Source organism: Paenibacillus sp. J22FR21, assembly GCF_056269135.1.
In genome coordinates this window covers 549265-572912 of sequence record NZ_JBWDNJ010000001.1, presented here as the reverse complement: position 1 = coordinate 572912, position 23648 = coordinate 549265, and the positions used below count along the sequence as shown (strand labels likewise).

General features: G+C 45.8%; 22 protein-coding genes. 3 read left to right on the top strand and 19 right to left on the bottom strand.

Going from position 1 to position 23648, the window contains the following annotated elements; genetic code table 11:
- Nucleotides 1-3: 3 nt before the first annotated feature.
- The 15 genes from fliI to sucC form a co-directional block, all read right to left on the bottom strand.
- Complete coding sequence (gene fliI, locus AC0YNS_RS02915; RefSeq protein WP_475779531.1) at nucleotides 4-1338, bottom strand: flagellar protein export ATPase FliI; 1335 nt, start codon at nucleotides 1336-1338, stop codon at nucleotides 4-6.
- Nucleotides 1328-2155, bottom strand: a complete 828-nt coding sequence (locus AC0YNS_RS02910; RefSeq protein WP_475779530.1) for a FliH/SctL family protein — start codon at nucleotides 2153-2155, stop codon at nucleotides 1328-1330. Before AC0YNS_RS02910 ends, fliI begins: the two co-directional genes overlap by 11 nt.
- Nucleotides 2148-3158, bottom strand: a complete 1011-nt coding sequence (gene fliG / locus AC0YNS_RS02905; RefSeq protein ID WP_475779529.1) for a flagellar motor switch protein FliG — start codon at nucleotides 3156-3158, stop codon at nucleotides 2148-2150. Before fliG ends, AC0YNS_RS02910 begins: the two co-directional genes overlap by 8 nt.
- Before the next feature lie 11 nt (nucleotides 3159-3169).
- The gene (gene fliF, locus AC0YNS_RS02900; protein WP_475779528.1) at nucleotides 3170-4735 is read right to left on the bottom strand and encodes a flagellar basal-body MS-ring/collar protein FliF; all 1566 of its coding nucleotides are present in this window, start codon (nucleotides 4733-4735) and stop codon (nucleotides 3170-3172) included.
- Nucleotides 4736-4779: 44 nt separating this feature from the next.
- The gene (fliE, locus tag AC0YNS_RS02895) at nucleotides 4780-5088 is read right to left on the bottom strand and encodes a flagellar hook-basal body complex protein FliE (protein WP_475780092.1); all 309 of its coding nucleotides are present in this window, start codon (nucleotides 5086-5088) and stop codon (nucleotides 4780-4782) included.
- A 49-nt stretch (nucleotides 5089-5137) separates the two neighbouring features.
- On the bottom strand, nucleotides 5138-5587 hold the full coding sequence (gene flgC, locus AC0YNS_RS02890) for a flagellar basal body rod protein FlgC (RefSeq protein ID WP_475779527.1): 450 nt from the start codon (nucleotides 5585-5587) through the stop codon (nucleotides 5138-5140).
- Between the two features lie 2 nt (nucleotides 5588-5589).
- Nucleotides 5590-6000 (bottom strand): flagellar basal body rod protein FlgB, encoded by a 411-nt coding sequence (flgB, locus tag AC0YNS_RS02885; protein WP_475779526.1) that lies wholly within the window; start codon nucleotides 5998-6000, stop codon nucleotides 5590-5592.
- Nucleotides 6001-6250: 250 nt separating this feature from the next.
- On the bottom strand, nucleotides 6251-7021 hold the full coding sequence (gene codY / locus AC0YNS_RS02880; protein WP_475779525.1) for a GTP-sensing pleiotropic transcriptional regulator CodY: 771 nt from the start codon (nucleotides 7019-7021) through the stop codon (nucleotides 6251-6253).
- A 33-nt stretch (nucleotides 7022-7054) separates the two neighbouring features.
- The gene (gene hslU, locus AC0YNS_RS02875; RefSeq protein WP_475779524.1) at nucleotides 7055-8461 is read right to left on the bottom strand and encodes an ATP-dependent protease ATPase subunit HslU; all 1407 of its coding nucleotides are present in this window, start codon (nucleotides 8459-8461) and stop codon (nucleotides 7055-7057) included.
- A 39-nt stretch (nucleotides 8462-8500) separates the two neighbouring features.
- On the bottom strand, nucleotides 8501-9046 hold the full coding sequence (gene hslV / locus AC0YNS_RS02870) for an ATP-dependent protease subunit HslV (RefSeq protein ID WP_090976555.1): 546 nt from the start codon (nucleotides 9044-9046) through the stop codon (nucleotides 8501-8503).
- Nucleotides 9047-9273: 227 nt separating this feature from the next.
- On the bottom strand, nucleotides 9274-10638 hold the full coding sequence (gene trmFO / locus AC0YNS_RS02865; RefSeq protein ID WP_475779523.1) for an FADH(2)-oxidizing methylenetetrahydrofolate--tRNA-(uracil(54)-C(5))-methyltransferase TrmFO: 1365 nt from the start codon (nucleotides 10636-10638) through the stop codon (nucleotides 9274-9276).
- A gap of 22 nt (nucleotides 10639-10660) precedes the next feature.
- A complete protein-coding gene (gene topA, locus AC0YNS_RS02860) occupies nucleotides 10661-12763 on the bottom strand; it encodes a type I DNA topoisomerase (protein ID WP_475779522.1) in 2103 nt (700 codons plus the stop codon).
- Nucleotides 12764-12789: 26 nt separating this feature from the next.
- Nucleotides 12790-13905: a DNA-processing protein DprA gene (gene dprA, locus AC0YNS_RS02855; protein ID WP_475779521.1), complete on the bottom strand. Its 1116-nt coding sequence runs from the start codon at nucleotides 13903-13905 to the stop codon at nucleotides 12790-12792.
- A 179-nt stretch (nucleotides 13906-14084) separates the two neighbouring features.
- Complete coding sequence (gene sucD, locus AC0YNS_RS02850; protein WP_090976560.1) at nucleotides 14085-15014, bottom strand: succinate--CoA ligase subunit alpha; 930 nt, start codon at nucleotides 15012-15014, stop codon at nucleotides 14085-14087.
- Between the two features lie 57 nt (nucleotides 15015-15071).
- Entirely contained in the window at nucleotides 15072-16232 is a 1161-nt protein-coding gene (sucC, locus tag AC0YNS_RS02845; protein ID WP_090976562.1) for an ADP-forming succinate--CoA ligase subunit beta, read from the bottom strand.
- 301 nt (nucleotides 16233-16533) lie between these two features.
- On the opposite strand from sucC, the gene AC0YNS_RS02840 reads away from it, so the two are divergent.
- Entirely contained in the window at nucleotides 16534-17001 is a 468-nt protein-coding gene (locus tag AC0YNS_RS02840) for a DinB family protein (protein ID WP_475779520.1), read from the top strand.
- Nucleotides 17002-17118: 117 nt separating this feature from the next.
- Nucleotides 17119-18018 carry a YifB family Mg chelatase-like AAA ATPase gene (locus tag AC0YNS_RS02835; protein WP_475779519.1) on the top strand — a complete coding sequence of 300 codons (900 nt, stop codon included), beginning with the start codon at nucleotides 17119-17121 and terminating at the stop codon, nucleotides 18016-18018.
- Here AC0YNS_RS02835 and AC0YNS_RS02830 read toward each other — a convergent pair.
- Complete coding sequence (locus AC0YNS_RS02830) at nucleotides 17987-19780, bottom strand: recombinase family protein (protein WP_475780091.1); 1794 nt, start codon at nucleotides 19778-19780, stop codon at nucleotides 17987-17989. The two genes, AC0YNS_RS02835 and AC0YNS_RS02830, sit on opposite strands and share 32 nt — an antisense overlap.
- 178 nt (nucleotides 19781-19958) lie before the next feature.
- Here AC0YNS_RS02830 and AC0YNS_RS02825 point away from each other — a divergent pair, with 178 nt between their 5' ends.
- A complete protein-coding gene (locus tag AC0YNS_RS02825) occupies nucleotides 19959-20639 on the top strand; it encodes a stalk domain-containing protein (protein WP_475779518.1) in 681 nt (226 codons plus the stop codon).
- A 183-nt stretch (nucleotides 20640-20822) separates the two neighbouring features.
- Here the strand turns inward: AC0YNS_RS02825 and AC0YNS_RS02820 are convergent, their stop codons facing one another.
- From AC0YNS_RS02820 to AC0YNS_RS02810, 3 genes are read right to left on the bottom strand one after another with little or no spacing between them, the layout of a single operon-like run.
- Entirely contained in the window at nucleotides 20823-22535 is a 1713-nt protein-coding gene (locus AC0YNS_RS02820) for a glycosyl hydrolase family 28-related protein (protein ID WP_475779517.1), read from the bottom strand.
- Complete coding sequence (locus AC0YNS_RS02815) at nucleotides 22535-22894, bottom strand: hypothetical protein (RefSeq protein WP_475779516.1); 360 nt, start codon at nucleotides 22892-22894, stop codon at nucleotides 22535-22537. Before AC0YNS_RS02815 ends, AC0YNS_RS02820 begins: the two co-directional genes overlap by 1 nt.
- 15 nt (nucleotides 22895-22909) lie before the next feature.
- The gene (locus tag AC0YNS_RS02810) at nucleotides 22910-23626 is read right to left on the bottom strand and encodes a DUF1906 domain-containing protein (RefSeq protein WP_475779515.1); all 717 of its coding nucleotides are present in this window, start codon (nucleotides 23624-23626) and stop codon (nucleotides 22910-22912) included.
- Nucleotides 23627-23648 lie beyond the last annotated feature (22 nt).

Here is a 23648-nt window from a genome sequence, read left to right as displayed (position 1 = left end):
GGTTCATCTCCCGTGTGAGGCATGAAATTCGTGAATGAGCCTCTTTTTTGATTCCTCATAGCCAACCTTTTCGTGCGTTTTCTGACGAGTAAAGGACCAGATATTATCGATAGAATCAATTGCTTGATCAATTTTTTCGTTAGACCCGCGTTGGTACGCCCCAATATTGATCAGATCTTCCGAATCTTTATAAATAGAGAGCAAACGTTTCAGTTCATTCGCTGCATCTTGCTGCTCTTCAGGCACAATTTCCTTCATAACCCGGCTAATCGATTGAAGTACATCAATTGCCGGAAAATGACCTTTATGTGCTAAAGCACGGCTAAGTACGATATGTCCGTCTAGTATTCCGCGAACCGCGTCGGCAATAGGTTCATTCATATCATCACCATCTACTAGGACGGTGTAGAATGCCGTAATCGAACCACGTTCACCGGTTCCTGCACGTTCTAGCAGCTTAGGCAGATTCGCAAATACAGAAGGTGTATAACCTCTTGTTGCAGGAGGTTCGCCGATGGCTAGTCCCACTTCACGAAGTGCCATTGCATAACGTGTTACGGAATCCATCATCAGCATGACATTCAGTCCTCGATCACGGAAATATTCCGCGATGGTCGTGGCGATAAGCGCACCTTTAATCCGAATTAATGCCGGTTGATCAGAGGTTGCAACAATTACCACCGAGCGAGCCAGTCCTTCGGGTCCAAGATCCTTCTCCATGAACTCAAGCACCTCACGTCCACGTTCACCGATCAATGCGATAACGTTGACATCAGCCGAGGTGTTTCTTGCGACCATGCCGAGAAGTGTACTCTTCCCTACACCGGAGCCTGCAAAAATACCAACCCGCTGTCCTTGCCCTACTGTTAACAAGCCATCAATCGCACGAACACCAATGCTGAGAGGATCTTTAACTCTCGGTCTTGAAAGTGGATTGCTCGGCAGATTATGAGTAGAATGATGCGGCAAACGGCTCGAGATATAAGATCCGTCTAACGGTTGACCGAGACCATCTAACACTTTACCTAGCAGATCAGAACCAACCTGTACAGTTAAAGGCTTGCCGGTACCTACTACATCGCAGCCCGGACCAATGGATTGGAGCTCTCCTAACGGCATTAGAATGACCTTGTTATTGCGGAAACCGACGACCTCAGCTTTCAGCGGCTTCGTAGACTTGGCCGGATAGATCAAGCAAACATCGCCGATACTGGCGTCTGGTCCCTCGGATTCTACGGTTAAACCGATAACCTGTGTGACTTTGCCATTGACGCGAACGGGATCAATTGGACGTAAGTGTTCAATGTAGCGATCTACATCCAACCTATTAGTTGTCATCAGCTGCTCCTCGTTCATCCGCTTGGTGTGCTAATTGGATGAGTTCACGTTTTATTTCAGTCAACTGCGTATCAATTCGTGCATCGATGCTGCCAAATGATGAGCGGATGACACAGCCGAATTCCTTTACCGAAACATCCGGTACAATTTGCAATTCAGCTTGGGAATCAATGACGAGCGACAATTCTTCACGCGCCGCCTGTACGAACGTAAGTTGCAAAGGAGAAACACATAATGTGATAACACCTTGCTCCCGGCGCCGTTCCAACGACTTCCGTATAATGTCCAGTGACCAATTCGGATCAACCGTTAATTGCTTATGAATGATCTTCTCAGCAATTGCCGTACTGAGTGCAACAACGAAGGGTTCCGCTTCTTGGATGATTTGTTCCTTAGTTTCATAGGCAGAATCGAGAATCGATCTGGCTTCCGTCAGCATCACTTCCCAGTGCGCCTGTACTTCCGCTTCGGCTTGCGCCTTGCCTTCTTCGTAGCCCTGCCGGTAACCTTCTTGATGGATTTGCTCCATCAGCTGTTCGTCCTGCAGACGACGTTCTAACCACCATTGGTCAATTTGAGCATTTGCCTCTGCGTGCATCGTCTCAATCTGATCGCCAGTTTCTTGAATGCGCTGCTTGGCGAATTCTTCAGCATCATCGAGGATTTGATCTCGCATGGTAAGCGTTTCTGCACTTGGTCCTACAGGCTCGCTTTGCTCTTCGTCAGGCGCAGGCGTTTGAACATACTTGTTATACCATTCAAGCCGCTTTAAATCTTCTACTGAAATGACATGCGAAGATTTGTACAACTTAGACAATGATATCATCCCCTCCACCGCGGGCGATGATGATTTCACCGGACTCTTCGAGTCTACGGATCGTTGCTACGATGCGTGTTTGAGCTTCCTCAACGTCACGCAGCCGGACAGGTCCCATGTATTCCATTTCTTCTTTGAATGTCTCCGCCATTCGCTTGGACATGTTGCGGAAGATCGCTTCGCGAACTTCTTCACTTGCAACTTTAAGCGCAAGCTGCAGATCGGCATTCTCGATGTCGCGGATAATACGTTGGATCGAGCGATTGTCGATATTGACGATATCTTCGAACACGAACATTCTTTTCTTGATTTCTTCGGCAAGTTCCGGATCTTGAATTTCAAGCGCATCCAGGATCGTACGTTCCGTACCGCGGTCGACACCATTTAATATTTGAACAATTGATTCAATACCGCCCGCACTTGTGTAATCTTGAGTAACGGTAGCAGATAGCTTCTGTTCGAGAATACGTTCCACTTGCGAAATAACTTCCGGTGAAGTGCTGTCCATGAGCGCTACGCGACGAGCAACCTCAGCTTGCTTCTCTTGAGGCAAGGAAGAAAGAATCTGAGAAGCCTGTTCTGCTTGCAAGTAAGAAAGCACCAATGCGATCGTTTGCGAATTCTCGTTCTGAATGAAGTTGAGAATTTGGCTCGCTTCCGCCTTGCGGGCAAAGTCGAAAGGCCGAACTTGCAATGTCGCAGTTAAGCGGTTGATAACTTCTATGGCCTTGCTTTCGCCGAGCGCTTTCTCAAGAATTTCACGAGCGTAGGTAATGCCGCCTTGCGAAATATATTCTTGCGCAACACAGATTTGATGAAAATCATTTAGAATCGTTTCTTTGTCCAGCGTATCTACTTTGCGAACATTAGCGATTTCCAGCGTCAGCTGTTCAATTTCTTCTTCTCTCAAATGCTTGAAGATTTGAGCGGAAACTTCAGGCCCGAGCGAGATTAACAATATTGCCGCTTTCTGTCGACCACTGAATCCATGCATCCTTGCCATCTTGGCCACCTCTATTCATCAACAAGCCAAGTCCGGAGCAAATTAACAAATTCCTCTGGTTTGCGCTTGGCAAGTGTTTCAAGCTGCTTGCGTACTTGACTCTCGTTTTGGACAGTTTCCAAATCGATTGTCGGATATTCGACTTTCGCTTGATTTGCTGCGAGCTCTTCCGCTTGAGCTGCTTGTTTGCGTCGTCTTACAACGACATAACCAAGTGCACCAATGATAGCAAGAGCAGCAAGTCCGATTGCGGTTAACCAGCCCGTCGATAATATTGCAGAAGTTGAAGTACTGCCATTGTCGACAAAAGTTTGTGCCATGATCGAAACTTTTTTGGCAAGTAACGCGTCATCATTAACATCTTGACCAGATTCTATCAATTGCGAGCGAACGAGAGATATCAAGAAATTATTAATATCATTTTTGGATTCGTCATTAAGTTTACTCTTCTCTACGCCGATACTAATAGAAAGGTCCTTAATGGCATATGGTCCTGATTCAATTTGATTATGAATCTTATCATACTCGTAATTAGTTATCCGATTGTTTTCTTCAGAGGTGCTGCCAGCACTTTGGTCTGCCGTATACCCGGGAACATCCGTTTCGCCGGTCCCTGCAACCCCGCCCGCACCGCCTGCGCCGGTCGCAGTTTTATTGTTTTGAGTTTCACTGACAACAATGCCATTATTATTGTTGTTATCCAGCGGCCTTACGAGATTCTGATCAGAAACTTTCTTCTCAAAGTTCAGCGAGCTGGAAACATTGACAACCAAATCTTCCATGCCAACCATTGGTGCAAGGAACGTTTGGATTTTTTGTTTTAGATCATTCTCATATTTTCGTTGCAGTTGATAGTGGGTCTCAATTAAATCTCCGCCAGTGGCTGCACCGCCGATCTCATCCGAGGCAAGCAATTCGCCTTCAGGGCTAGAAATCGTTATGTTCTCGATTTTGATATTAGGAATCGAGCTTTTAACCAGATTATAGTAGCCGTCAACTTCTTTCTGACTCGGTCGATAGCCCGGACGGAAAGACATCGTAATTGCAGCAGAAGACTGTTCTTTCTCTTCTTCTGTCATAAACGGAGATTCATTCGGTATCGTTACGAGAACATTCGATTTCTGAACGCCTTGCATGCCGTTAAGCAGTTGCTGAATTTCTCCATTCAAAGCGTTTCTTAATTTAACGTCGAATTCACGATCCGTAGATCCGAACATAGAACTGGTATCATTGAAAATATCGAGTCCGATTGAACCGTTACGAACAATCCCCTGCGAGCCTGCTTCGATCTTGACCTTTGCGGCATCCGCAGTCGGAACCAGTATGCTCTGTCCGCCGTTTTCAAGTTTGTAAGGAATTTTGCTTGTGTCCAAGTATTCCATAACTGCTGCAGCATCCGTACTATCCAAATCGCGAAAAGCAACTTCATAACTCACTCTCGAGAAAATCATGGTTAGTAATACAATTGTTAGAATAAGTACGCCTACCGAGGCTCCCAGCCAAATCTTCTGTCTCTTCTCCATTGCGTTCCAATATTGAGCAACTTTAGCTCGATACTGGGCAAATTTCTCGTTCACAATTTCACCTCACTGTTATGCTCTAAATGCCACTCTTGCTGCTATTAGATTTGCATCCGCATTATCTCTTGATAAGCTTCGATCACTTTGTTGCGGACTTGTGAGGTGAGCTGCAAGCCGAGCTCCGCTTGTTGCGAGGCGACCATAACTTGCGATATATCCACATTCCCTATTAAGTATTGGTCAGTCATTGTATGTACGTTCTTCTCTTGGGCACTGACACCATCCAATGCGTTCTTCAGGAAATCACTGAATGATTTCGTCATGTCTGAAGCGGAAGCAGCCGCTGGAGCATTCACATCCGTCTTCTCAATACCTGAATCAAAAAGCTTAACATTTTGCGATTGCAGCATATTCAATGACAATGGGTTAATCAATGGTATCCCTCCGCTTTATCTCTGTTTATTTACCGATTTCAAGCGCTTTGATAAACATCCCTTTGGTTGCGTTCAATGCCGTAACATTAGCTTCGTAAGATCTAGAAGCAGAGATCATGTCTACCATCTCTTTCAGCACGTCGACGTTAGGCATTTTTACATAACCGTTCTCGTCAGCATCAGGATGGCTCGGATTATAAACCAGCTTGGATGGCGTCTGATCTTCAATAATGCGTGATGCCTTAACGCCCGGAGAAGAAGCTTTGCCGTTCAACTGTCCGTTTAGTACATCGGCGAATGATTTGGAGTTCGGTTCCAGGACGACCAACTTACGTTTGTAAGGTTCATAACGACCGTTCACAAAATTCGCTCTCGTCGTTTCTGCATTCGCGATATTCGAGGAAATGACGTCCATTCGGAGCCGCTGAGCAGTCAAAGCTGATGCACTCGCATCAAATCCGTTAGTTAATCTCATACTCAAGCTCTCCCTTCAATGCCTAATCTCATCATTTTCACTTCGTGATTTATCTGTTGAACATAATAATTATAGTTCAATTGATTTTTCGCAAGAAGCGACATTTCTCGATCAATATCGACATTGTTTATGTCGTTGTTCATCACGCTTGTTTCGTCCGTAATGATTCGAGCCCCTGGAACAGAGGATGAAGCACCGATGGGAATATGGCGACCATTCGTTCTTTTACCAATAATCTGGAAGTTATTGCCGCCCATGCTTTGCTCCAGCATTTGTTCGAAAACAACCTCAGAGCGCTTGAATTTCGGCGTATCTACATTCGCTATATTGTTGGAGATGATGCGTTGGCGCATTTCTGCAGCATTCATAGCACCCTGTAATCTACTAAATTCAGGGCCATTCAACAGGTTCACTGAAAAACCCCACTTTCCATTCTGTGTAATATATTTAATTCAACAGAATCCCTCTCATTCCTCCTTCTTTCGACAAAGAATTATTAAAAATATGAGAGAGTTGTGTCGAAGTTTTCCGTCAAGTTAATCTTCCTCACTTTCCTAATTTATTACAATAAGAAAAAAGCCCTATCTTTGTCGAAGATAGGACCTTGAAATGGGATTATTGTACTGGTTTATGAATGATTTTGTAATGTAACTGTCTAATATTTTAATTTTTGTTCTTTTTTAGCTCTTGGAGAAGCTGGGTATTTAGTATACGAATGTAAGTTCCTTTCATCCCCAATGAACGTGTTTCAATCACGCCTGCACTCTCCAATTTCCGAAGTGCGTTAACGATTACGGATCTGGTGATTCCAACCCGATCTGCGATTTTGGATGCGACAAGAAGCCCTTCTTTGCCATCCAATTCTTCGAAAATATGCTCAACGGCCTCAAGTTCACTAAACGAGAGAGAACCCACCGCCACCGCAACAACTGTGCGGCTTCTTGCCTCTTGTTCAATTTCCTCCGCTCGCTCACGCAAAATCTCCATGCCAACGATCGTGCTTCCATATTCTGCTAAAATCAATTCATCATCACCGAAAGGCTCTGCGTTGCGAAGCAGTATCAACGTCCCGATACGCTCGCGGCCGCCAACTATCGGCACTACTGTCATCTTACGCTGACCCGCCATCATAGGGAATGACTCGCTGATTCCTACATCAGGGGAAACATTATTGACAGTTTCTTGCATATTCATAAACCGTTCATTGCTTTCAATAGAAAACCGCAAATCTGCGACAGGCAGCGCCCGCAGCTGTTCATGCTGGAATGGACCTACTGCCGCGCAGCCCAATACTTTACCTTTGCGGCTTACGACGAACACGTCGGATTGAATCGTTGTGCAGAGCACCTCTGCCATTTCACGAAAATTGAGCGCTCCGCCTGCCGCACGCTGCAGCAGACGGTTAAGCGTTCTTGTTTTTGCCAATAAAATCATTAACTTTTGCCCCCTACTTTCCTTACCGGTCCTTTACAGTATATATTGACTTAAATCGCGGTTTTTCGCAATGCTGCCTAATTTCTCACGGACATACTCCGGAGTGATAATCAGCTCTTCGAGAGAAAGCTCAGGCGCTTCAAAGGATAAATCTTCAAGCAGCTTCTCCAAAATCGTATGAAGACGACGCGCGCCAATATTTTCTGTATTTTTATTTACTTCTGCTGCGATAGATGCAAGCTCACGAATGGCTTCTTCGGAGAAGGTAATTGTAATCCCTTCCGTTTCGAGAAGTGCCGTGTACTGTTTGGTTAACGCATTCTTAGGCTCGGTTAAAATCTTAACAAAATCTTCCAAAGTTAAATTCGTCAATTCCACACGAATCGGGAATCGTCCCTGAAGCTCCGGAATCAAATCCGATGGTTTGGCCATGTGGAAAGCACCTGCAGCTATAAACAGGACGTAGTCTGTTTTCACTGGGCCATACTTCGTCATCACTGTCGAACCTTCAACGATTGGCAATATATCTCGCTGCACGCCTTCACGGGAAACATCTGGCCCAGAACCTCTTGAAGAGCTTGCGATTTTGTCAATTTCGTCTATGAAAATGATACCGGTCTGCTCTGCCCTGCTGACTGATTCGGTGATAACATCATCCATGTCGATTAGTTTGTTGGCCTCTTCCTGCGTAAGTGCCTTACGGGCTTCCTTAACCGGCAGCTTCCGTTTCTTCGATTTCTTCGGCATCAATTGCCCGAACAGCTCCTGCATGTTAGCGCCCATTCCCATGCCTTCATTGCCTTGCCCTGCAAGCATATCCAGCATATTAGGCGAGTTATCCTCTACCTCAATTTCAATCATCTCATTCTCAAGCTTCCCGGTAGCGAGTTGTTCCTTCACTTGCTTGCGGCGTTCGATAACAGAAGCAGACTCTTCAGGCTCAACCTCCGGCTCCTTCGTGCCTTGCGTGCTGCCAAAGAGCATTTCCAGCGGATTCTTCTGGCTTTTGGGTTTAGCTGCAGAAGGAACCAGCAACGTTACGATGCGCTCATTCGCTTGTTTCTCCGCTTTATCCTTCACCTTCTCGGTTCTTTCTTGCTTAACCATCCGAATCGAAGTTTCCACGAGATCGCGAACCATGGACTCCACATCCCGGCCAACATAACCTACTTCAGTAAATTTGGTAGCTTCCACTTTAACGAACGGTGCATTAACCAGCTTCGCTAATCGTCTTGCTATCTCTGTTTTACCAACGCCTGTAGGTCCAATCATGAGAATATTCTTCGGAACAATTTCGTCTCTTATCGCTTCGTCAAGACGACTTCTCCGGTAACGATTGCGCAGGGCGACCGCTACTGAACGTTTGGCCGGCTTCTGACCAACGATATATTTATCGAGCTCCGTCACAATTTGCTTCGGTGTCATAGCTTCATTTGACATTTCCGATCCCTCCAAATGAGTCCGAATTAAATGCTTATATTAGCCTATTTCTTCCACAATTATATTCCGGTTTGTGAACACGCAAATATCTGCGGCAATCTCAAGCGCTGATTTAACCATGTCCTTGGCTTCGAGCTGAGGCGCATGTTGATAGAGAGCACGTGCTGCCGCAAGCGCGAAACTGCCGCCTGAACCTATTGCCAAAATGCCATCATCCGGTTCTATAATCTCTCCGCCGCCTGATATAAGCAATAAACCGGTCGCATCCATAACAATCATCATGGCTTCGAGTTTGCGCAGCACCCGATCTGAGCGCCAATCCTTCGCAAGCTCAACAGCTGCCCGTTGCAGATTGCCGTGATGCTCTTCTAATTTACCTTCAAACTTCTCGAAGAGTGCAATCGCGTCGGCAACCGAACCGGCAAACCCAGCAATGACTTGCCCACGATATAATCGACGAACCTTCTTCGCATGGTGCTTCATGACCATACTATTGCCAAACGTCACTTGCCCGTCGCCTGCAATAGCACCTTTCCCATTATGCCGAACCGCACAAATCGTCGTCGCATGAAATTGCATTTCCATCATTAATAACCTCCTAAAAGTCTCGCATAGGCGAAACTGCTTCGTAAGGATTGGATTAAGTTTCGCGAAGAAAATAATCTTTCAGATAACGATAACAATACTACTTCGTTAGAATAGCTCGAGTTTTGCAAAAACTCTTAATAGACGGGAGCCTATAAATGCAAAAGGAAGCAGCGGCCGAGGAATCGATCGAAGCCGCTGCTCTTTTGCCTGTTCTGGTTGTATCGTTACTCTGTGACCGTTTCTGCCTCTACTTGTGCAGGTTCAGCCGGATAGCCAAGCTGCTCATGTTTAAAGCGAGCAAGCTGTTCTAAGGCGCGATTGGCAATCGCGTCGTTCTTATCTTTCTTGCTGCGCATCCGCTTCTCAAGCGGCGGGAACAAGCCAAAATTCGCATTCATCGGCTGGAAATGCTTGAAATCTGCCGTTGTAATGTATTGCGCCATACTGCCAAGCGTAGTATCAGCCGGGAAGACTAGCGGTTCTAAGCCTCGTGCCAATCTGCCAGCATTTAACCCTGCGATCAAACCTGAAGCAGCGGATTCAACATATCCTTCAACACCGGTCATTTGACCGGCAAAGAATAAATTATCGCGATTGTTTGTTTGGTAGGTAGAACGAAGCAGCCTCGGTGAATTGATAAATGTATTGCGATGCATTACGCCGAAACGAACAAACTCCGCATTTTCCAATCCCGGAATCAGAGCCAGAACCCGCTTCTGCTCACCCCACTTGAGATGAGTTTGGAAACCAACCAAATTGTACAGTGTACCTGCTGCGTTATCTTGACGAAGCTGAACGACTGCGTGAGGCAGTTTACCTGTGTGCGGGTTAATCAGACCAACAGGCTTCATTGGGCCGAACAACACCGTTTGCTTGCCGCGGCTAGCCATTACTTCAATGGGCATACAGCCTTCGAAATATTGCTCTTTCTCAAATTCCTTCACTTCAGCGGTCTCAGCCGTTGTAAGAGCTTCGTGGAACCGTTCAAACTCCTCTTCTGTCATGGGACAGTTGAGATATGCCGCTTCTCCCTTATCATATCGCGAAGCAAGGTAGACCTTCGACATATCGATGGAATCCTTCTCCACGATTGGAGCTGCCGCATCATAGAAATAGAAATATTCTTGACCTAACAGCTCTTGAATTTGGGCGGATAGACGCGGAGCCGTCAGAGGTCCGGTAGCAATTAAAACAATACCGTCCGTCGGGATTTCCGTCATCTCTTCCGTCCGCACATCAATCAGGGGATGCTCTTTCAATATTCTCGTCACATCGCCGGAGAAGCCGTCACGGTCAACGGCAAGCGCTCCGCCGGCAGGGACCGCATTACGATCCGCACAATCGAGGATCAGAGAGTTCATTCTGCGCATCTCTTCTTTTAGTACACCGACTGCGTTAAAAAGCCCGTTTGCACGTAAGCTGTTGCTGCATACCAGCTCGGCAAAGTTATTCGTATGGTGAGCCGGCGTCTTGGTCGCCGGTCTCATCTCGTAAAGCGTAACAGGCACTCCTTGCGAAGCGATTTGCCAAGCAGCCTCGCTGCCTGCAAGACCTGCGCCGATGACTGTTACACGTTGTAATTCTGACAATGAACTTACCATCCTTTCAATCTTAACCTTCAGCCGGTTCTTGCTCGTCAGGTACTTCTTCATTATATTCACACTGCGTGCAGGCTAGCTTCGCGCCGCTGCGATTCCGTTTCTCTACCATTAAGCTGTTGCATTGCGGACATGGCTTAGTAGTCGGTTTATCCCACGACACGTAGTCACAGCCAGGGTATTGATCACAGCCGTAGAAGTAACGTCCCTTCTTACTGCGGCGCTCAATAATTTTTCCTTCCGCACATTTCGGACAAGGAACACCGATGTCTTTGACAATCGGCTTCGTATTGCGGCAATCCGGGAATCCGGAGCAAGCCAGGAACTTGCCGAATCGGCCCATTTTGTAAACCAAATGACGGCCGCATTTCTCGCAAAGCTCATCGGATATTTCGTCCTGAAGCTCAACTTCCTTCATCTCGTCCTCAGCAACTTCAAGACGCTTCTCGAACGAGCTGTAGAAATTAGCGAGCACTTTCACCCAATCTTCTTTCCCGTCTTCCACATGGTCAAGATCATCCTCCATGTGCGCAGTAAACTCTGCATCCAGAATTTCGGGGAAAAACTCTTCCATCATTTGAATGACCAGCTCGCCTAGCTCCGTCGGAATGAATTTCTTCTCTTCGATGGCAACATAGCCCCGCTTCTGGATCGTTTCAAGCGTTGGCGCATACGTACTTGGACGCCCGATGCCCACTTCCTCCATCATCCGCACAAGACGTGCTTCTGAATATCTCGGCGGCGGCTGAGTGAAATGCTGCTTCTGCTCAACGGATTCCGTGCCGACGACATTTCCAGCCGACAGAGGCGGAAGGAATTTCTCCTCGTCCGTCGTGCCGTCATCGTTGCCTTCGACATAGATCTTCATAAAACCATGGAATTTCACTTTGGAACCCACGGCCCGGAACACTGCTCCATTACCGACATTAAAGTCGACTGTCATCGTATCCAGCACGGCTGAAGACATTTGACTGGCTACAAAACGCTCCCAAACAAGCTTATACAGCCTGAATTGATCGCGACTGCAGTATTCTTTCATCGTATCCGGATCACGCATTACGGAAGTTGGACGAATCGCTTCATGCGCATCTTGGGCATTGCTATTCTTCTTCACATAAACACGAGGCTGCTCAGGCGCGAATGCAGCTCCATATTTCTCTTCTATATAAGCTTTCGCTTCCTCTTGAGCGATCGTCGAAATTCGAGTGGAATCCGTTCTCATATAAGTGATGAGACCGACTGTCCCTTCTTTGCCGAGGTCAACCCCTTCATAAAGCTGTTGGGCGACTGACATCGTCTTGGATGCTCGGAAACCAAGCTTACGCGCCGCTTCCTGTTGAAGCGAGCTTGTAATAAACGGAGCCGCTGGGTTACGCTGGCGCTCTTTCTCTTTCACTTCACTGACCGTGAACGCGGAAGAGCCCATGGCCTGCAGCACCTCTTGAACATCCGCTTCGTTGCCAAGCTCTCGCTTGCCGCCATTAAGAGAATGATACTTCGCTTCGAAGGTGGTGGAGCCTTGTTTCAATTGAGCGGTAATCGACCAATACTCCTCAGGAACAAAGGCATCAATCTCATTCTCGCGATCAATAATGAGCTTCACGGCAACAGATTGCACCCGTCCCGCAGACAGCCCCTTCTTTACTTTCTTCCACAGCAGCGGGCTGATCTTATAGCCAACAAGACGGTCTAGTATCCGCCTTGCCTGCTGAGCGTTTACAAGATCCATATTAATCGGTCTTGGTGTTTTGAATGCATCCTTCACGGCCTGCTTCGTAATCTCATTAAATACGACTCGGCAGGAGTCGCTTTCGTCTATCTCCAGATAGTGTGCCAAATGCCACGCAATCGCTTCACCCTCGCGATCCGGGTCAGCTGCGAGATAGACTTTTTTTACTTTTTTCGAGGCGTCTTTTAATTCTTTCAGGACGCTCCCTTTTCCGCGAATGGTTATATATTTGGGGTTAAAATCATTCTCGACCTCTACACCGATCTGGCTCTTCGGCAAATCTCGGATATGACCCATCGATGCTTTAACGATGAATTTGCTTCCTAGATATTTACCGATTGTTTTCGCCTTTGCCGGTGACTCGACGATGACAAGTGAATCTGCCATAGATGCGCCCTCCTCTCCAATGCATGCTACATTACACTATATATGGAACCTGGATGCTGTTCAATCTTCCGTTTTATAGATAAATTTATCAGAACTGAATGCAAAAGTCCAAAAGGAAAGGATGAGAGCTCATGCAGACGGTCGATAGATAGCGGACCATCCTGTAAGAATTGAAGTAAAACAGCTTCATTCTCATCCAAATTCACGGCTTGCATTTCAGACTTCAAACCTACTTGCGCTTTCAATATTTCCGGTTGCAGAAGCAGTCCCTCGTAGTCCTCCAGAATATCCTGGACTGATGTGATGAGCTTAGCCCCTTGACGAATCAACCCGTTTGTACCTGCGCTCTTCGGTGAAGAGATCGGACCCGGAACGGCAAATACGTCCCGCGACATGTCGAGTGCTTGGTCGGCTGTTATCAATGACCCGCTTCGTTCAGCAGCTTCTACGACAACAGTGCCTAATGATAATCCGGCTATGATGCGATTCCGCAGCGGAAACAAACCGGGATGAAAGGGAGTGCCCGGTGCGACTTCCGAAATGACGACGCCATTTCTCACAATTTGCTCGTAGAGTCCACGGTTCTCTGAGGGATATATACGATCCACCGGAGTGCCTAATACGGCAACCGTGCTTCCAAAGGCCTCCAGTGCGCCTTCATGGGCCAGTGCATCTATTCCCCTCGCCATTCCGCTAACGACTGTCATTCCTCGCTCAGAAAGCTTCCTAGCTAGGTCTGAAGCTGTTTTGCGGCCATATGCTGTCGGTCCTCTCGTTCCTACGATGGCAATTGCATGTCGGTTTAACAGCTCGACTCGCCCCATTGCGTATAAGATCCAAGGAGGTTGAGGGGTTTCACGCAGCAACTCAGGATAGCATTCATCAAATCGCGTTATCCATTGAATGCCGAGCTTCGACATCCGTTCCTGTCGTTCTTCCACCTTAACCGTAGAGAACGCATTTGAAATCGCTTTTGCCTGATCCGGTTTTAATCCGACTGATGAAACCCACGCTTCAGGCGAAAATCGTTCATATAACCGCCATTGACCGTATTCTACAGCCTTGCGTATCGAATGCCAGCCAATGCCGGGCGTTTCATGTAGAGTAAGCAGAAGTTCTCTCTCTTGATTGTATTCCTTCATTAATAATGCACCGTCCCTTCAAGGTGACGGCCGGCATTCTACCTTATTGTGACCGTGCGGCAAGGAGAATGCAAGCCAAGTGATCAGAATAATGAAAAAAAGCAACCCTCCGAAAGCCCATATAGGGCAAATCGAAAGGTTGCTTACCTTTAAATTGAAGCTATGGTGTTGCTAAGCTGTTAGTGCGTTTTGCATTTGTCCAGCATGCCACGCTCTTCCAGAACACTTACAAGGGTAGAACCCATTTCGGAAGGCGTAGGCGCTACGCGAATGCCGCATTTCTCAAGCGTTGCGATTTTCTCAGCTGCCGTTCCTTTACCGCCGGAAATAATCGCACCTGCATGTCCCATCCGTTTGCCCGGAGGTGCAGTTGCGCCGCCGATGAAGCCGACAACCGGTTTCTTCATGTTTGCTTTAACCCACTCTGCCGCTTCTTCTTCAGCAGAGCCGCCGATTTCACCAATCATGATGACAGCGTAAGTATCCGGATCTTCATTGAACATGTTCAGGATATCAATGAATTCGGAGCCTTTAACAGGGTCGCCGCCGATACCTACTGCGGAGGATTGACCGATTCCGCGAGTAGTCAGCTGGTGCACTGCCTCGTAAGTGAGCGTACCGCTGCGGGAAACGACGCCTACATGGCCTTTTGTATGAATGTAGCCCGGCATGATGCCGATCTTGCATTCACCCGGCGTAATAACACCTGGGCAGTTCGGTCCGATCAGGCGCGTTTTGCGGCCTTCCATGTACCGTGTTACTTTAATCATGTCGATAACCGGAATACCTTCTGTAATACAGATAACCAGGTCTAGCTCCGCATCAACAGCTTCCAAAATGGAATCTGCAGCAAATGCAGGCGGAACATAGATAACGGACGCAGTAGCGCCTGTTTTGGCAACTGCGTCTGCAACTGTATTAAATACAGGAAGCGAGACTACTGTTCCGTTTTCTAGTGTAATGTCAACATTGCTTCCGCCTTTGCCCGGCGTAACTCCGCCAACCATTTGGGTACCGTATTCCAGGGCGCCCTTCGCATGAAACAACCCTGTGGCACCAGTAATACCCTGGGTAATGACTTTTGTGTTTTTGCCTACCAAAATGCTCATCGAAACTCACATCCCCTAAATGAATTCGTATGCCGCGTAAAGTGCGACAATTAAGTCTTACTTTACTAGCGCGACGATTTTTTGTGCACCGTCGGCCATAGAGTCTGCAGCCACGATGTTTAGTCCGGATTCGTTCAACATTTTCTTGCCCAGTTCAACGTTGGTGCCTTCCAAACGAACTACAAGCGGACGGTCAAGACCGAGCTCTTTAGCCGCTGAAATAACGCCGTCTGCGATAATATCGCATTTCATGATACCGCCGAAAATGTTAACGAAAATGCCCTTCACCTTCTCATCGGAGAGGATGATCTTGAACGCTTCCGTAACTTTCTCTTTGGTCGCACCGCCCCCTACGTCCAGGAAGTTAGCAGGGTCGCCGCCGTAATACTTGATAATATCCATTGTCGCCATTGCAAGACCTGCGCCGTTAACCATACAACCGATGTTGCCATCGAGTGCGATGTAGCTCAGATCGAACTTGGACGCTTGAATTTCCTTCTCATCCTCTTCATCCAAATCACGAAGCTCTAAGATGTCTTTATGACGGTACAAGGCATTGGAATCGAAGTTCAGCTTGGCGTCAAGCGCCATAACGTTGCCGTCGCCTGTTACGACGAGCGGGTTGATTTCTGCGATCGAGCAGTCTTTCTCTACGAAAGCCGCATACAGAGACAGCATGAATTTAGCCGCTTTGCCGACCAATTCGTTAGGGATGTTGATGGAGTATGCCAGCTTGCGCGCTTGGAATACTTGAAGACCGACAGCAGGGTCGATAACTTCTTTGAAGATCTTCTCCGGCGAGTGCTCAGCAACTTCTTCGATCTCCGTGCCGCCCTCTTCGGATGCCATCATGACGATCCGTCCAGTTACGCGGTCAACAACAAGACCGATGTAATACTCTTTCTTAATGTCGCAGCCTTGCTCGATAAGCAGGCGCTTTACTTCTTTACCTTCAGGACCCGTTTGGTGGGTTACGAGAACCTTGCCCAGAATTTGGCTGGCATAAGTGCGAACCTCATCCAAATTTTTGGCAACTTTAACGCCGCCCGCTTTACCGCGGCCGCCTGCATGAATTTGCGCTTTTACAACGACAACCGGTGTGCCCAGCGCTTCCGCTGCTGCCACCGCTTCATCGACAGAGAACGCCACTTTACCTTCCGGTACGGCAACCCCATACTGCTTAAGCAGTTGTTTACCCTGATACTCATGGATATTCATTGACGAAAATCCTCCTATCCGCAGTCAAATCCTACGTATGTACACAAAACCATAAGTATTGTAACACGTTTCGTCATGTGTTTCCTATTTTTTTAGCCTGAAATGCCATCTTTTTTGATATTAGTTTCATCTCATATCAATCTCATATCGAGATGGAATAGATGAAATGCACTCATATTTGAGATGTAAAGGCTAAAATAAGGATTACCTGACTAGTATTACCTAAGTTTAACTAATTATTGACACCAAACATATGTTCTAGTATTCTTTGAATAAGCATTATTTAGGAGGTCGTCACTGAATGAATACCTATTCCGGACTACTATCAACATTCCAATCCCTGATTCCATTTGCAGGCTCTCTTCGTTCACTGTCGGAAGAGATGTGGAACGCTCCGCTTAAGCCTGACAAATGGTCTTCCCGCTCCGTGATCGGTCATATCATGCTGTGGGATCGACATTTCCTGCAAGAAGCGATTATGCCAATTGTAGAAGGCAGGCCGTTGACGCTTCGTCACTCGGATTACGATACATTTAATCGCCATGCCGCCGCTTATGCAGATTCGATCAGTAAAGAGCAGCTGCTCGCAGAATGCATGTCCGTCCGAGAAGAGTTATGGAGACTTCTGATAGCCCTCTCTGAAGAGAAGAGAGAATTGAGCTACACCGATGGAGACGGAAATCCCTTTACGATTCACCATTATTTGAATGACTTTGTCGCACATGACCGGCATCATTTGGATGAAATCGATCAGTTTATCAGAGCTTAATTCGAACTCGTTGACAGCTGATTTGCTGCTGAGCTATGATTCAAATTGAGCAATGATTGCATACGGACCTGTGAGGAAGCACCTTCATCCGACTATTTGGTGGAGGTGTTTTTTGCTATGTATACTCAAATTTGCAGCGGAAGCGTTTATGGCGTAGAAGGCAAATCAATTGCCGTTGAAGTCGATATTTCCAATGGTCTTCCCCAAGTCAATGTTGTTGGACTTCCTGATCCGGCAGTTAGAGAATCGATTGAACGTGTTCGAGCAGCAGTCAAGAATTGCGGATTCACTTTTCCGATGGAACGAATTACGGTCAACCTTGCACCAGCAGACCTTCGCAAAGAAGGCACTGCCTTTGATTTGGCTATTGCGGTAGGCGTTCTATCTTCAAGCGGGCAGTTGAAGAGCAAGTGGTTTGAACATGTACTGGTTCTGGGGGAACTGGCGCTAAACGGTGAGCTTCGGGCAATCCCGGGCGTTCTTGCGATGGTTGAGCAGGCTCGATTGAGCGGCATCAGGAATGCGCTTCTGCCGAAGGCAAATGCTGCAGAAGCCGCATGTATAGAGGGTATGCAGCTGTTTGCCGTTTCTCATTTACGCGAGTTAGGAGAAGCAAATGCGGATGAACGCGCATGGGAGCAGCTTCGATACGACAGCGCTTCGGAACAGAACTCTGCACCGGGTTCAAGAGATTATGGGGCTGCCTATGGCGACTATGGGGATGTGCTGGGGCAGCACCATGCGAAGCGCGCTTTGCTCATCTCAGCAATTGGGAGTCACAACGTTCTTCTATCAGGCCCTCCCGGAACAGGTAAGACCATGCTCGCGAGAAGGTTACCGGGCATTATGCCTCCGCTAGGCGAAGAAGAAGCCTTGCAGGTTACGAAGATTTATAGCGCTGCCGGTAAACTGCCGGGCGGCATTCCTACCTTAATGAGAGAACGTCCCTTTCGCAGTCCTCATCACACAATCTCATCCGAGGATGTTATAAATGGGGTGTTGATTTCTCTTGAATAGACTCCTGCATTTCATCAGGAGTGATTAGAGGATGAATACGATCATATTCCTCCATTGATTTATTTACATAATTCTCCGTGATTTCGTCCTCGCCTTTATCAATAAAATTCCAATGGACTTGTAGTAACTTATTATCCTCTTTTTTTATATATCCTCCTTCAACCATACTTTCATCAAAAGTGTAAGCAGATATTTTTGCAATTAATTTACGAAGCGAACCATTGATTAATTCTTTGTCAACATCGATTGATAGTACTAATTCAATAAACTTCTCATACTTTAATTTGGTCTCATGGATTTTTTTATCTACATTAATAAGTGAATCTAATTCTGACCTAAGTTCATGAAGCTCCTTTTGCAACTTTTGGTTTCGTGTAGCATATTCACTTTTTTCAATCGTTCCATCACTTAGCAATTCAAAGTTTAATTCTACTCGCATATTATTCTTATCAATTTGTTCCTGTATGGATGTTTTTTTCGCATCGATATTAGTATCATTATGGAAAGCATAAATGTATTTCCTTAGATTTTTTTCGTGATCTAGAGATTTATATTTTTTAATCTCCTCTCTTACGTAATTAATTAAATATTCCTCTGTATATGAATTTCTATATTCACACTTTGCAGCACCATACATATCGTTCATTGCACAAGCCCATTCATAACCAATATCTAACTTGGTACCATCTATTCGTTTGTAAGAATTTCTTTTCTTTCTTTTCATTGATGAGCCACAATTACCACATACCAATAAATTAGAAAGTATATGCGTATTACTGTGCCTCCCCTTGTTACGTGTGAGCACCCTTTTCTGCTTGTAAATCTTAGGGTTATTTTCTTCATCAACATATAATTGCTTAACGTATGAAATGTGTCCGAATTGCTCCAGACGTTTTTGCTTCTCAATCTGTACGAGATCAAATAAATTTGGTTCAATTATCATTAGTTCATCTAATTGATGCTTTATCCATTCATCTTCTGGAATTTCAACTCGAATGTTCCTATTCACATCTTTAATTTGAGTCATATGTTGTATCTGCAAGCCTTTATAAATAGTGTTGTCCAGTATCCTAGATATTTGTATTTGACTCCATTTTGCACCTTTCTTTGTTGGAAGTCCTTCATTATTAAGGATTCTGCATATCTTTCCGGTTCCAAACGAACCATTATAGTACAAATCATAAATTCGCTTTACTATTTCTGCTTCATCATCATTTTTTTTCAGAAAGCCATTAACTATGTCATAACCGTAGGGAGCATGTCCGGTAAATTTACCTGCTTTTTGTGCTCTTCTGATACCGAATTGAGTTATAGAAGACTTATTATTAGACTCCTCTTGTGCAAGGGCCGAGAAGAGGTTAATCATAAATTCTTTGCTGCTGTCCAATGAATTAATCTTTAGATCCATAAAATATATCCCTATTCCTAATTCCTTCAGGTCTTTGATTGATCTAGCACTATCCTCAACAGACCTAGCGAATCTAGCAACACTTTTAGTAACAATCATATCAAATTTACGTTCAGAAGCATCCTTCATCATTTGTTTGAAAGCTTCTCTCTTCTTTAACGACTTGCCACTGATCCCCTCATCAGCATATCCACCAGTTAGTACTGTTTTTTCACCACTCTTATTACATAAAACTCCGCAATCGGCTTTTTGAAACCCATTTTCGCTTATATATTCTTCAAAGAAACCAATTTGATTATTTAATGAATTAATTTGATCTTCATGGTCTGTACTTACCCTTGCATAAAATACCATTCTCAATCTAAACCACCACCCAATACTATTAATTAGAAACTGTTATTATAGTATCAAATGGTAGATTCAACTTCAACAACAAAACATGCTTGTCTCTGTCTTATTTCCCCCAATTATATAACTCTTGTGGTAAAATCAAGGATGATCCGCTAAATGAAGACAAAAAGGGGCTATTAACATGAAAAAGAAAATTATTGTAGCTGGACTCTTAACATCAGTTCTTGGGGTGTCCATCGGAGTTGGAGCATTTGCTGCCACAACAATAAAATTGGTTGTTAACGGAAAACCTTCCAATGCCGAGACTAAAGTAATTGACGGTACTACTTATGTTCCTCTACGTGCAGCGGCGGAGTTGCTAGGAGCTGAAGTTAAATATGATGCTTCTTCTCGGACAGTGAGCATTTCTTCAAAAGGGTCTACTACCACCCAACATTCGGTATCCAAAGCTAAGGTTTTCAATGTTGATGTAACGCTCAACAGTGGTCCAATCGTAATGAATATCTCGAAAGTGACTCTCGACCCCGCATACAAGACCACTCAATACAGTACACCAACAAACTCTGTCGTCTTAGATGTTTCAGTTGAGAACACTTCCGACGATGAAATTTTGTTTTTCCCAGGCACGTATAGTCAAATCGTAACAAGTACTAAAGAGCAACTAAATGGATTTAGTTTAGAACTTCCAGGCACATTCAAGGGTAAGGTAATTAAGAAGGGGAAGATTCAATTCGAGGTTGAAGGCGATGTTTTAGCGATTACTAGCCTCAATTACTTTGTAGATAAAGCTGCGAAGGACTCGGCAGATGGTGGCTATGAATATTTTGGCGATGATCTGAAGACTGAAATCATTTTGAATTAAATCATCCAATAAAAAGCAAAAGCCCCCATGCCATTTGGTATTGTCCTATTAATTTCAAGTATGAAAATAGTGAGAGGCACTCCTTGGGAACTTTAGGGGGTGCCTCTTTATTTTTCTTAATAGAATGCAATGAATTATGATACGAATAGTGGCTTTATTTATTGTCGTCCGCGCTTCACCTTTCTAAGTGAACGCATGAGCACTAACAAAGTAGTTGTTTTTCACAACCGTATCAATCGAAGTCGGTGTGTAGTATAGAGCCATTGCATCGGTAATGTCTATAAACGACAGTTCTTTAAGGTTCATCGTTCCCTGTACCGCATTCGAACCGCCTGATGTGTTCTTGTCATCCAAGAAAATCAACAGCTTCGTACTTGATCTGTCCGCAGTAAATGAGAACCAAATTTCCGAATACGTAGAGTTTGGATAGATGCCGTCTACGTCAGGAGTAACTTTATTGAATGCCCCTTCATCGTACAAAGCAACCATTTTAATCTTGTAGTTATTAATTGAGGGCTTGAATTTAAGATGAACTAAGTACGTTCTACCTGACGTAACCGAGAAGTATCGGGTGCCAAGTCTTTGAATACCGCCGCCCCAAGTTGTCGATGCATTTTGAATCTCGTTCGTGCCGATGGTGTACCCTGTAATAAGGGACAGGTTGAAGTACGTATTGTCATAGGCGGCGATTCCATTTACAAGTGTAAGACCGGAGTGTAGGAAAGTAGCCGCTTGGTTAGCGAGTGTGAATTGTGTTGCTTGCATCATGTTCACCATGTCACTTGCTTTTATAAAAGAACATGTTGCCGGAGAGTTGTTAACATCGGCTTGTGCGTGATCATTTTCGTACATGAGGCTAATGTTGGCACAACCTGCGTCGATTACAATACCTTTCAATTGCGAGATAGCCTGTTTAAAGATAGTGGCTTGGACATTACCGTTAACCCGCGCTGTACCGCCTGTGAAGTACCAACCGTATGCAGTAGCTGGTTGCTTTAACGATGTTAATTGGTCAAGAATTGCGGTATATCCATTCGCATCAGATAGACAGCCAGCAAGCGTAATATCTGCCGCGCCGTTGAACGTCCAGCCATTACCGTAGTTCTCTTGGCACTCGACATTAACGAATGTGTTCCGTTTGCCTGTGACATAGATACCGGAGTTGTCCGCATCCGTACCAGTAGAACCATCGAGGTTGTTGCCGCGTCCGCAGAAGAGAACCTTCGCATTCATGAAGCGGTTGTTACTGCCGGATACAAAAATACCATTTTTCCCGTTAGCACCGATTACCAAGTTATCGTACATGTTATCCGTTGATTGAACGTACAGACCGTAACCTTGGCAGTACTCAACGCGAACCCGCGTTAGTGCATATATCCAAGAGTTTGCGAAACAGTGGAAGCCATCGCCGCCAATGGAACGGATTTGAACGTCATGAACAATAATATTTGAAGAGTTGCCATCACCGTTGCCGCCTGATTCGCCAGCCTTGCCGATGATAAGTCCAGTCTTGCCTACTGATGGGCTTGCGTCGAAGTAGTTGCCCCATAGCGTAATGTTACGAAGACCGCAATCGCTACTTATGCCAATATCAACCATGTCCACATTAGCCCCGCTTGCAAGACGAAGGATGGAGATACCCATGCTTTCACCCTGTAGGACAACTTTCGATGGAATGGAGATTTTGGATGAAATAATATAAATGCCAGCCGGAACTAGTACTACACCCCCACCCGCCGCGTTCGCCGCCGCGATTGCTGTGTTAAATGCCGCTGTGTCATTCGTACCTGTGCCGCTAAGAGTTCCGTTACCTACTGCGCCATAGTTTCGTACATTCGCGGATGATCCACCACCACTACCGCCGCCACCGTACCCTGGTTTAGATAACCCCTTCATTATGCTATCCCCCTCGCCCATGCACGATAAGCCGAGGTAGTCGCGATTTGAAGTGAAGTGAATGGATTCAGGAACTCATCAAATACTTCGCCCGCTTTAATGGTGAACGTTAAGCTGTTTACGGTTATGACGATATCTGTAGCTCCATCGTTAGCGATAAGAATACTGGATCTCTCTCCGGTGAAGGATTTTGTCAAATTTGCCGAACCTGTCCAAGAATCAAGAACAGGAGCAAATTGAAAAAAGCCAGCCCCTCCTCTCCCCCCAAGCACTTCATATTGGTCTGACTTTGCATTGTAGTATTGAGGAAGTATCGCTCCTTCTAAGTTGCGAGCTAAATTTTTATTAGTGCTGCTCACAGTATGAACCCCCTATTATAAATACATATAAACTTTTTTTGTCGTGCTATCCCAATGGACGGATACGCCGAGCACTTCCCCGAGTTGGCGCAGAGGTAGGTATACATGTCCGTCAACAATGCGACCATAAGCGGTCAATTTATCATTTAATATGACTTTAATTGTGTCGTCTGCACTGGTTGGCTGAGGATGCGCTACCTCTACAGGAGAATTCGTATCCCATGCACCAGCAGCGTCGTATACTTCATTCAAATCAAGTGTGACGGCGTCGATTGTCTCCCCGTTCTTATACTGATATAGGTTGGCGTGCTTGCTCTTCTGATCCTTGCTCCAGGCGTATGTCTGCCAGAAGTACTTAGCCGCTCCACGCTTCGCCATTTCTTCAATTACAGCGAAAGAGCCATACACCCCAACAAGATACCCTGGCGTCTCAACCGCTGCGGCTTTGAGGTATTGCTCAATTAAGTTAAAATCTTTCTCCTGCGCGTCATAGTCGACGGCAAAATAAATAGCGCTTCCTATCGGTTGTCCGATAATCCGCGCCTCGTTATATGCCTCTTTGCCATCTGCACTCCCGTTAGGTGCGCCTCCTGCTGGCCTGTTGGCCGTTGTTTCAAATATGCTAAGCAATTGCATACCCGATGATGTGATAGCCTGAGCCTCGCCGCGAATAAGTCTCTTCCACGCCAGTCTCTCAGGTACAAGATACCGAGCTGCATATTTAAACCCCATGAGGGCTAGTGCCTTAGCCTGA